We start from the raw sequence: 7,547 nt of genomic DNA on the forward strand, positions 1-7,547 counted from the left end.
ACTGCATAAACGTATAGATAAGACTGCATAAACGTATAGATAAGACTGCATAAACGTATAGATATAGGCGCACAAACTATTGATATTTAATTAAAATAAGAGGTCTAAAATTATAAAATTATAAAATTATTAAAAAGAGGGGAAGTGCTTAAAACTGCCCTAGATACTCGCTAAAGCTCGTACTCTATTGAAGCTCGTTCCTCGCTTCGAGGGGCAGTTTTTGGTTAATTCTGTTTGTGAAATCTAAAAGCAAAAATGGATTCGCTTCGCTCATAGAGATTTTTTACTCGCTCACGCTCGATCATCAAGCAAAAGCTATACAGTCGCTTTGCTCGGTTAATCTCGTTTGGCTGCAAAAGGAGGCTTTGTAATCAGGAAAAAGACGGGGCGAAATTTTTATGTTGCTCAATCGCTCGTAGGCACTCGCTTGGTTATTACAGTTGGGAGCAAATAATTTTATTTAGCTGAACTAGGGCGTGTCATCAATTAAGCCATATCATGATTGAAGCAAGGTAGATTGCTGACAGGAAGTTTTGAGCCAATTTATCATAGCGCGTAGCAATACCTCGATACTGCTTGAGCTTGGCGAAGAAGTTCTCGATCAGATGTCTTGCTTTATAAAGATGTTGGTCATAATCACGCTGATCAATCGCGTTACTTTTGGATGGCATCACGATCTGACCCTTGATCTTATGGATTGGATCAATCACCCGATCCTTAGAATTATAGGCTTTATCCATGAGCCAAGTCTGACTTAACGATAAGTCCAGCAGCACATCAGCACCATTTAAGTCATGAGTCTGCCCGGCAGTGAGATAAAATCCTGTTGGGTTGCCTAAAGCATCAGTACGGGCATGAATTTTGGTACTTAAACCACCTTTACTGCGTCCGATTGCCTGTTCTTTTTTTTTCCGGCGCTGTGTTGATGAGCACGCACAATGGTTGAGTCTAGCATGGCATATTCATTATCACTTTCATGTGATAGCACTTCAAAAACTTTCTGCCATACGCCTGCTTTAGCCCAACGGCTAAAGCGAGTGTGCACAACTCTAAAATCCCCAAAGCGTTCGGGTAAGTCTCGCCATGGAATACCTGAACGATACCGATACAATACTGCTTCAACAAATAGCCTGTTATCTTTGGCAGTTACTCCAACAGTACTCGCTCGTCCAGGTAACAGATCCTTAATCTGCTCCCACTGATCATCTCTTAATGCATAGCGTTTAGTCATGAAAAAATAATGAGGACAGGTTAGATTTTCTCAAGCTAATTGATGACAGGCTCTAATTAAAAACGTGGAATATTGATCAAAGATTAGCCGTGGAACGTGAAAAAGCATAAAAAAGCCCGAACTGGGATGCTCGGGCTATAAAATTGAAACTATAGCGTTGAAATTTCACAAGAAATATAACACATTTCGTATAACGTGTATTATGTTGATTTTAGAAAAATTTAATAATCAAGTTAAGTAAATCACTGCCTAAAATAATATTTTAAATAAAAACACTAAAAAATATAATAAAAAAGGGTGCTAGTATTGTCAAAATAAAACCGCTAAAAATTGCTATTTGCACGTCCAATTGCGAACAATTATTTTTTATAAATGGAAGTGTAGAATCCATTGCTGTAGCTCCACAAATACCAATTATAGGATTAGGATAATTTCGTCCAAGAAGATATAGCAAACCTATTGCATAAAACTCTCTAATTAAATCAGTTAATAAGGCAAAAGTTCCATATTCAGCACCTAATGTTTTTCCTATGAGTGGACCTGAAAGAGAAAACCAGCCAAATCCGCTTCCTAAAACTAAAAGTTCAAAAAATGATTTATCTATAATGAATGTTGTTAAATATGCAGCAATGAATAGTGAAAAAATTGTAATTAGTGGTACTTGAAAATGATTAATGGTCAAAGCTTGAATTTTAATTGTTGATAAATCCACACCTACCAAAAATATCAAGATATAAAGAAGAATACTACTTACAGCCTCACTCTCCCAATTACTCGGCAATACAAGATACAAAACCATACCAATAATAACCATTGATATAGCAATCACACACTCTTTGATAGGTTTAAAAATTTCAGATATAGATTTCTTATTTTTACTTGTATTTTTTACTTTTTTAAAAAGTAAAATAAAAGTAATAAAAGTAATAATTGTTGAATAAATAAATGATCCGACAATTACTGTAGTTCCTAGTTCTTTATCAAAAAGAATACTACCAAATTGGAAACCTATTGAAATTAGAAGTAACCAGACTAAGAATGTTATATAACTTACTAAATTATCTCTAGTATTTGAATTTATTACTCGCCCAATTCCCCATCCAAGTATTAAAGATAAGAGAATAGGCAATAAAGAAAATATAAGGTTATTTATCATATTTTTTGTTTCGTTAAAGAGTAGTCAATTAAAATCATCCAACGCTCACCAAGTAAATCTACTTGATCATTATTAATTTTTTTAATTGGTGATACATAATGACATACCGAAGAATCGTGAACAGCAAAACTATCAGAAATATTTTTTAATGTGAATTGACTGTAAATATTTTCATTGTTTACATCATCTAGACGCTTATTTCTTTCATTTGGATGGGCTATATAATTTTCACCGCCTACAATATTATTGCTTCTATAAAGAAGATGAGCAAAGGTAAAAGGTTCTCCATCTTGATGGAAACAATCAGGAGAACTAATGCCTAAACTTTGGTCACAAGTTGAAGTTAATTTAACAAAGTGTATTCCAACATAAATTGGTAAATAATAGTCATTTAACCCAAATGTTAAGTTATAGTCTTCAATAATTATTGAATTCAAATATTTAGAGCTTTTAACATCGTCACTTAAAGCATTAAAATATCTGATAGAGCCATGCTCTGGATTATTATTACCTTGATCATATCCAGATAGTTCTCTTCCATCATCAGTTATTGTAGTCGGTAACCAAATTGGATTTTTTTGCTTTTCCCATGGAAGAATTAGAGCATTTCCATACCTTCTAAAGCGTTGAGTGTTTGATGGTGAAAAGGGATCTTTTTCTAACTCTCTAAATTCATTGAAAATAGTTAATTTTGAGTTAATGTCAACTTCTGAAGCCTTATATTTTATATAACCATTCTGTTGAAAGTCTTCTTGTAATTTTGAAACATCAACTTCTTGATTTAAATTAAATTGATGATTTTCGTTTGGATATTCTTTTCTTAAATTTTGATTCAGCATAGGAAACCTTACTATATAACTTAATATTGTAATACTGCCCAAAAAATATTTAATTTTTATGAAAAAGTAAATTATTTATAATTAATAATCATACTCTTAGGTTTAATAAGTGGTAAATTTTTGTGAATTCTCAATGAAATACCCTCCCATTTAACATAATGGCTGTTATACAAAATTCAGATATTGGAACTAATTCTTACAATAATTTGAGTGATTTTTTAGACTATTAGCGTACATTAGGTTTACGATAGTACATGTTTTGTAAAACATAGGTGATGATATGGCGACAACAAATTTTAATCTGCGACTTGAGCAAGATTTGCGTGATCGGGCATTTCCAGTGTTTGAGCGTTATGGACTGAGCGCATCACAAGCCTTTAAATTGTTTTTAACACAAGTTGCTGAGACCAATAAAATTCCCTTGTCTTTTGATTATGCAGAGACAGAGAATGTGCCGAATAGTGTCACAAGAAAAGCATTGACTGAAGCAAAAAATAGAACTGATTTTTCAGATGCTTATGAAACACCTGAAGAATTTATGAAAGCGATGCAAGAATTAGCCAATGCGTAAGATATTAGCTGAAAGCCAATTTAAGAGAGATATTAAAAAGCAATTTTTAGAGCTAATTACACCTGCATGGGCAGAAGTTCTACATTGCCTTTGTAGCGATATAGTTTTGCCTGAAAAATATTGTGATCATGGTCTTACTGGTGAGTGGGAAGGCTTTAGGGACTGCCACATTAAACCTGATTTAGTATTGATCTATGCCAAGCAAGAAGATTATTTGCAATTGGTACGAATTGGTAGCCACTCGGAATTGTTTGGAAAGCGCAGAAATAAATAGTGAAAAATTTATGTGCTTAGGCATTTCATCTATCTTGGCTCGATGCTTTGAAATATGGCTTTAGCCATGTTTCAAAGTCGGGCAACTTTGCGCTTGCTGTAATCTGATCAGTAATGAGAAAAACCAAGCAAAGTACCGATCATCTAGTATTTTTTAGGGTCAATGCGACACCAATCATAAGTTTTATTTTTGACGTTATTTGGCTCAAATGAATAGCATTTCTTAGTCATAATTCTGACTAGCGTTTCGCCATCACTTTCTCGAATTTGTAGCGGATATTTTTTAAGTACAGCCATATCAGCTCTACGTTCATCAATTTCATCTTTGCTTGGCACGTATAAGAATATTGCCAAAATGAATACCATCACTAAGGCGACAAATGCACTAGCAAAAATGATGATAAATTTTGAGTTCAGTCTGTTTGTGGCTTCGTTTAATGCCTGAATACTGTTATTCAATGCGCCTGTATGCTTCTTATTTGCGATTTCTAGCGACTTTTCAGCCTTATTGAGTACTCCGCTAGCTACTTCATTGTAGAACGTCTCTAATCGCTTGTTATCATCTGCTATGGCTTCTCTGTATTCCTTCATAGATGCCAATAAAATATAGAGTTGGTCGTCTAAATCATTTTGGTTACTCATCGTGACCATCCATCATTATCTAAATTTCGTGATGCCTTACGATTTGCTTGCTCGGCTCGTTGTTTGTCTAGTTCTTGTTGTCGCTTCATTTCCGCTTGGCGTTCCAGTTCTAGGCGTTTGTTTTCTTGGTTTTTCTGCCATTGCTCAAAACCTTGATCGACACGGTTTAAACCACGCTGTAAAACGCTCTCTTTCTGCTGTTTCTGTTGCTCAAGTTGTTGGGTGTTCTGCTGTTTCACATTGTCATTGAAACGGCTGATTTCAGTGTCTATGCCTTGTCTGCGTAATTGGGTGACTTTGCTGCCTTCGTGGATGGTTGCTTGTAGTCCATTATTTTGATCGGCATAGCTGCGGTGGTCTATTTTTTCTCGGTAGCCTGCACGTTCCAATGCCTTGTTGGCTAAGTCTGCCCATGTTTCTCGAATTTGCTTAATATCTTCTTGGGTTGTACCCATACCAAGGCTTTTTCGTTTGGCGTTGCTGAGTTCAATATCGGTTTTGGTGGTCAGGGTGAGTTTATTATCTGTGTCCAGTTCTGCCTTTCGGGTGGTGAGCATGATATGGGCGTGGTGGTTTTTATCATTACCGCCTTTGCTGGGTTCATGGATGGCTAAATCTGCGATCACGTCATAGCGATCAACTAAGGACCTGGCAAATTCTTTTGCCAAGTCCTTACGTTGATCAGCGTCTAATTCATCAGGTAGGGCAATGACCCATTCTCTAGCGGTTCGGGCATCTTTGCGGTTTTCGGTTTTTTCTGCCAAGTTCCAAAGCTCAGCACGGTCAATTTCAATATCTAAATTAGACAGAATTTCAGAATGGGCGACACCATCTTTTCTCGTAAAGTCATGGGTCAGTCCTGTGCGTTCATCTTCTAATTTTTCCCCTGCACGATATGCAGATGATGCAACCGCAGTTCGTCCCGAACTTCGGTTAACCGTTTTAGTGGAACAATGATAAATTGCCATGCAGTCACCTTGGGGTGCTTTTGCTTTTGGGGTTAAGGGGAATCCCCTTACGCTAATGGAGACTTGGATGAAATCCAAGTCGTAAGTGCGCATTTCATGAAAAAAACGATAGCATATTACCCGCTTGAATTTCAATTCATAGGGTCTTATGCTTGAGTGGTTTTCTATATTCCGAAATTAACCGTTATGACTAAATCTGCTGAAAATATTGAAAAGAAAATTGAAGCCCAGTTAGAGAAGCTGAAACAGTTAAAAGCACAGAAACAAGCTATCGAAGCAAGAGAACGTACCAAGCAAAAGGAACAGCAACGAAAAGATGATACTCGGCGTAAAATTCTGCTCGGTTCTTATTTGATTAAAAAAATGCAGAATGAAGCCAATAAAGAAAAAATATTGGCTGAACTCAACGAATATTTAACAGAAAATAGAGATCGACAGCTTTTTGATTTGCCCGATATTGAAGCCTAATTTTTCTTAGCTATTTGGTTTTTTTGTTCGGCTTGATACTCTGGAATGAGCGTATTTAAAACCTTTTGAATATTGTCCTTGTCCTCGATTTGTAAATTATCCCGATAGTAAATTAAGTTCTGTATTTTGCTTTCCATCTGTATTTTTTCGGTTGGTTCGGCATCTTTGGATATTCGGGATAATAGGAAGATATAACCGCATATATTTTCTCTCGCAATTTCATAATTTACGATGTCGAGGTATTCAACGGTCACATGTTTTAGATCGGTTGATAGGTTATTTAATTTAATCATGGCTGAAATCCTGATTTTTCTAATATTGGATAAAGCTCTCTGAATTTTTCAGGCTCTAAAAGCATATCAGCGATACGAATAGCAAATTGTTGGTAGCTTTCTGTACCTTGTGAATATTTCCCCATTTCAGGCATTTCTGACATTTTATTTGCAAATAAATGACGTTGTGGGTCGCTCAATTTTATGAAAAAATCGGGGCTATTGCGATTTTGCTTGGATATTATTTTTTTTGAGGTTTTATCTACTTTAGGCTTCAATGTGAATGAAAAACCAATAATCGTCCGCCCTTGCTTATGTTGTTTATATTTAATCGTATAGTCTGAATGTTGATTCACTTGTTCCACAGCAACATCTAATACTCGTAACTTAAAGTTAGAAATTATTTTATATTGCTTGGGTTCTACACCTAACTGTCCTCGTAACTGCTCTATTGGAATAAGCGGAATATGTCCTACATTTTTCCACTTCATTAATAACTCAAACAACCGAGTGGCGTAGGTACTAGTAAATTCTGTAGTCTGAGAAAGGTAGTAACTTGTAAAATATTCTTTTGAATTGGCAACTAATAAAACAACATCGCTGGTAAGTTGAAAATGTAATAAGCCTTCTGATTCGGTATAACCAATTTTTTGTACCCATCTCGATTTCATTGTTGTGGGTATATCACAATCTCTTAGTTTTTTTGGCGGTTTAAGCGTGTATTCTTTACCAAACTCTAAGCCATATAACGTATAAGAAAAATAGCGTAAGAATAAGCGTTCTGATGCTTCCTTTAATGCTCGGTAAGCAACTGAGCTATCTACCTTAAATTGTTCCGCATACTCCCCTGCATGTATTGTCAACACAGTATCACTTGTTATTTCTTGGTGCTGATTATTGGCTTTAACCAAAGCCAACCCTATTAAGCGTTGCTCTATAAGACTTAATGTATAACTTGCATCAATCAAAGCATTATTTTTAACGACTAAATCATTTGCCATTTTTTATACATACATTGTTTTTAGTTGTAATTATATTACATTGATTAAATATGTATAGCAATACTGCATAAACGTATAGATAAGACTGCATAAACGTATAGATAAGACTGCATAAACGTATAGATA

Annotated in this window: 9 protein-coding genes and 1 pseudogene; 3 read left to right on the top strand and 7 right to left on the bottom strand. The window is 35.4% G+C overall.

The genetic code is table 11. The features are described 5' to 3' along the window. Positions 1 to 482 precede the first annotated feature (482 nt). The 3 genes and pseudogenes from WFH18_RS15985 to WFH18_RS15995 all read right to left on the bottom strand — a co-directional run bounded on the left by WFH18_RS15985 (position 483) and on the right by WFH18_RS15995 (position 3,226). Positions 483 to 1,231: pseudogene (locus WFH18_RS15985) on the bottom strand (IS5 family transposase). Between the two features lie 262 nt (positions 1,232 to 1,493). Then, a complete protein-coding gene (locus tag WFH18_RS15990; RefSeq protein ID WP_004282254.1) occupies positions 1,494 to 2,387 on the bottom strand; it encodes a lysine exporter LysO family protein in 894 nt (297 codons plus the stop codon). Continuing rightward, on the bottom strand, positions 2,384 to 3,226 hold the full coding sequence (locus tag WFH18_RS15995; protein ID WP_004282255.1) for a 2OG-Fe dioxygenase family protein: 843 nt from the start codon (positions 3,224 to 3,226) through the stop codon (positions 2,384 to 2,386). Before WFH18_RS15995 ends, WFH18_RS15990 begins: the two co-directional genes overlap by 4 nt. Positions 3,227 to 3,506: 280 nt before the next feature. Here WFH18_RS15995 and WFH18_RS16000 point away from each other — a divergent pair, with 280 nt between their 5' ends. After that, complete coding sequence (locus WFH18_RS16000; protein ID WP_004282256.1) at positions 3,507 to 3,797, top strand: type II toxin-antitoxin system RelB/DinJ family antitoxin; 291 nt, start codon at positions 3,507 to 3,509, stop codon at positions 3,795 to 3,797. Further along, positions 3,790 to 4,071, top strand: a complete 282-nt coding sequence (locus WFH18_RS16005; RefSeq protein WP_004282257.1) for a type II toxin-antitoxin system RelE/ParE family toxin — start codon at positions 3,790 to 3,792, stop codon at positions 4,069 to 4,071. Before WFH18_RS16000 ends, WFH18_RS16005 begins: the two co-directional genes overlap by 8 nt. Positions 4,072 to 4,214: 143 nt before the next feature. Here WFH18_RS16005 and WFH18_RS16010 read toward each other — a convergent pair whose 3' ends face one another. Both WFH18_RS16010 and mobQ read right to left on the bottom strand, forming a co-directional pair. Further along, positions 4,215 to 4,712 carry a hypothetical protein gene (locus WFH18_RS16010; RefSeq protein ID WP_004282258.1) on the bottom strand — a complete coding sequence of 166 codons (498 nt, stop codon included), beginning with the start codon at positions 4,710 to 4,712 and terminating at the stop codon, positions 4,215 to 4,217. Then, positions 4,709 to 5,680: a MobQ family relaxase gene (gene mobQ, locus WFH18_RS16015; protein ID WP_004809023.1), complete on the bottom strand. Its 972-nt coding sequence runs from the start codon at positions 5,678 to 5,680 to the stop codon at positions 4,709 to 4,711. Before mobQ ends, WFH18_RS16010 begins: the two co-directional genes overlap by 4 nt. A 186-nt stretch (positions 5,681 to 5,866) precedes the next feature. Here mobQ and WFH18_RS16020 point away from each other — a divergent pair, with 186 nt between their 5' ends. Beyond that, on the top strand, positions 5,867 to 6,148 hold the full coding sequence (locus WFH18_RS16020) for a hypothetical protein (protein ID WP_005254311.1): 282 nt from the start codon (positions 5,867 to 5,869) through the stop codon (positions 6,146 to 6,148). Here the strand turns inward: WFH18_RS16020 and WFH18_RS16025 are convergent. Then, a complete protein-coding gene (locus tag WFH18_RS16025; RefSeq protein ID WP_004282260.1) occupies positions 6,145 to 6,441 on the bottom strand; it encodes a hypothetical protein in 297 nt (98 codons plus the stop codon). The two genes, WFH18_RS16020 and WFH18_RS16025, sit on opposite strands and share 4 nt — an antisense overlap. Next, complete coding sequence (gene repM / locus WFH18_RS16030; RefSeq protein ID WP_004282261.1) at positions 6,438 to 7,421, bottom strand: replication initiation protein RepM; 984 nt, start codon at positions 7,419 to 7,421, stop codon at positions 6,438 to 6,440. The genes WFH18_RS16025 and repM overlap by 4 nt, the downstream gene beginning before the upstream one ends. Positions 7,422 to 7,547: the final 126 nt, after the last annotated feature.

Origin of the sequence: Acinetobacter sp. USHLN143 (genome assembly GCF_037145695.1) — a bacterium.
Lineage (GTDB): Bacteria > Pseudomonadota > Gammaproteobacteria > Pseudomonadales > Moraxellaceae > Acinetobacter > Acinetobacter fasciculus.

Excerpts from the sequence above, each read along its gene's own strand:
- WFH18_RS15990 (WP_004282254.1), bottom strand. The coding sequence starts at position 2,387 with ATGATAAATAACCTTATATTTTCTTTATTGCCTATTCTCTTATCTTTA.
- WFH18_RS15995 (WP_004282255.1), bottom strand. The coding sequence starts at position 3,226 with ATGCTGAATCAAAATTTAAGAAAAGAATATCCAAACGAAAATCATCAA.
- WFH18_RS16000 (WP_004282256.1), top strand. The coding sequence starts at position 3,507 with ATGGCGACAACAAATTTTAATCTGCGACTTGAGCAAGATTTGCGTGAT.
- WFH18_RS16005 (WP_004282257.1), top strand. The coding sequence starts at position 3,790 with ATGCGTAAGATATTAGCTGAAAGCCAATTTAAGAGAGATATTAAAAAG.
- WFH18_RS16010 (WP_004282258.1), bottom strand. The coding sequence starts at position 4,712 with ATGAGTAACCAAAATGATTTAGACGACCAACTCTATATTTTATTGGCA.
- mobQ (WP_004809023.1), bottom strand. The coding sequence starts at position 5,680 with ATGGCAATTTATCATTGTTCCACTAAAACGGTTAACCGAAGTTCGGGA.
- WFH18_RS16020 (WP_005254311.1), top strand. The coding sequence starts at position 5,867 with ATGACTAAATCTGCTGAAAATATTGAAAAGAAAATTGAAGCCCAGTTA.
- WFH18_RS16025 (WP_004282260.1), bottom strand. The coding sequence starts at position 6,441 with ATGATTAAATTAAATAACCTATCAACCGATCTAAAACATGTGACCGTT.
- repM (WP_004282261.1), bottom strand. The coding sequence starts at position 7,421 with ATGGCAAATGATTTAGTCGTTAAAAATAATGCTTTGATTGATGCAAGT.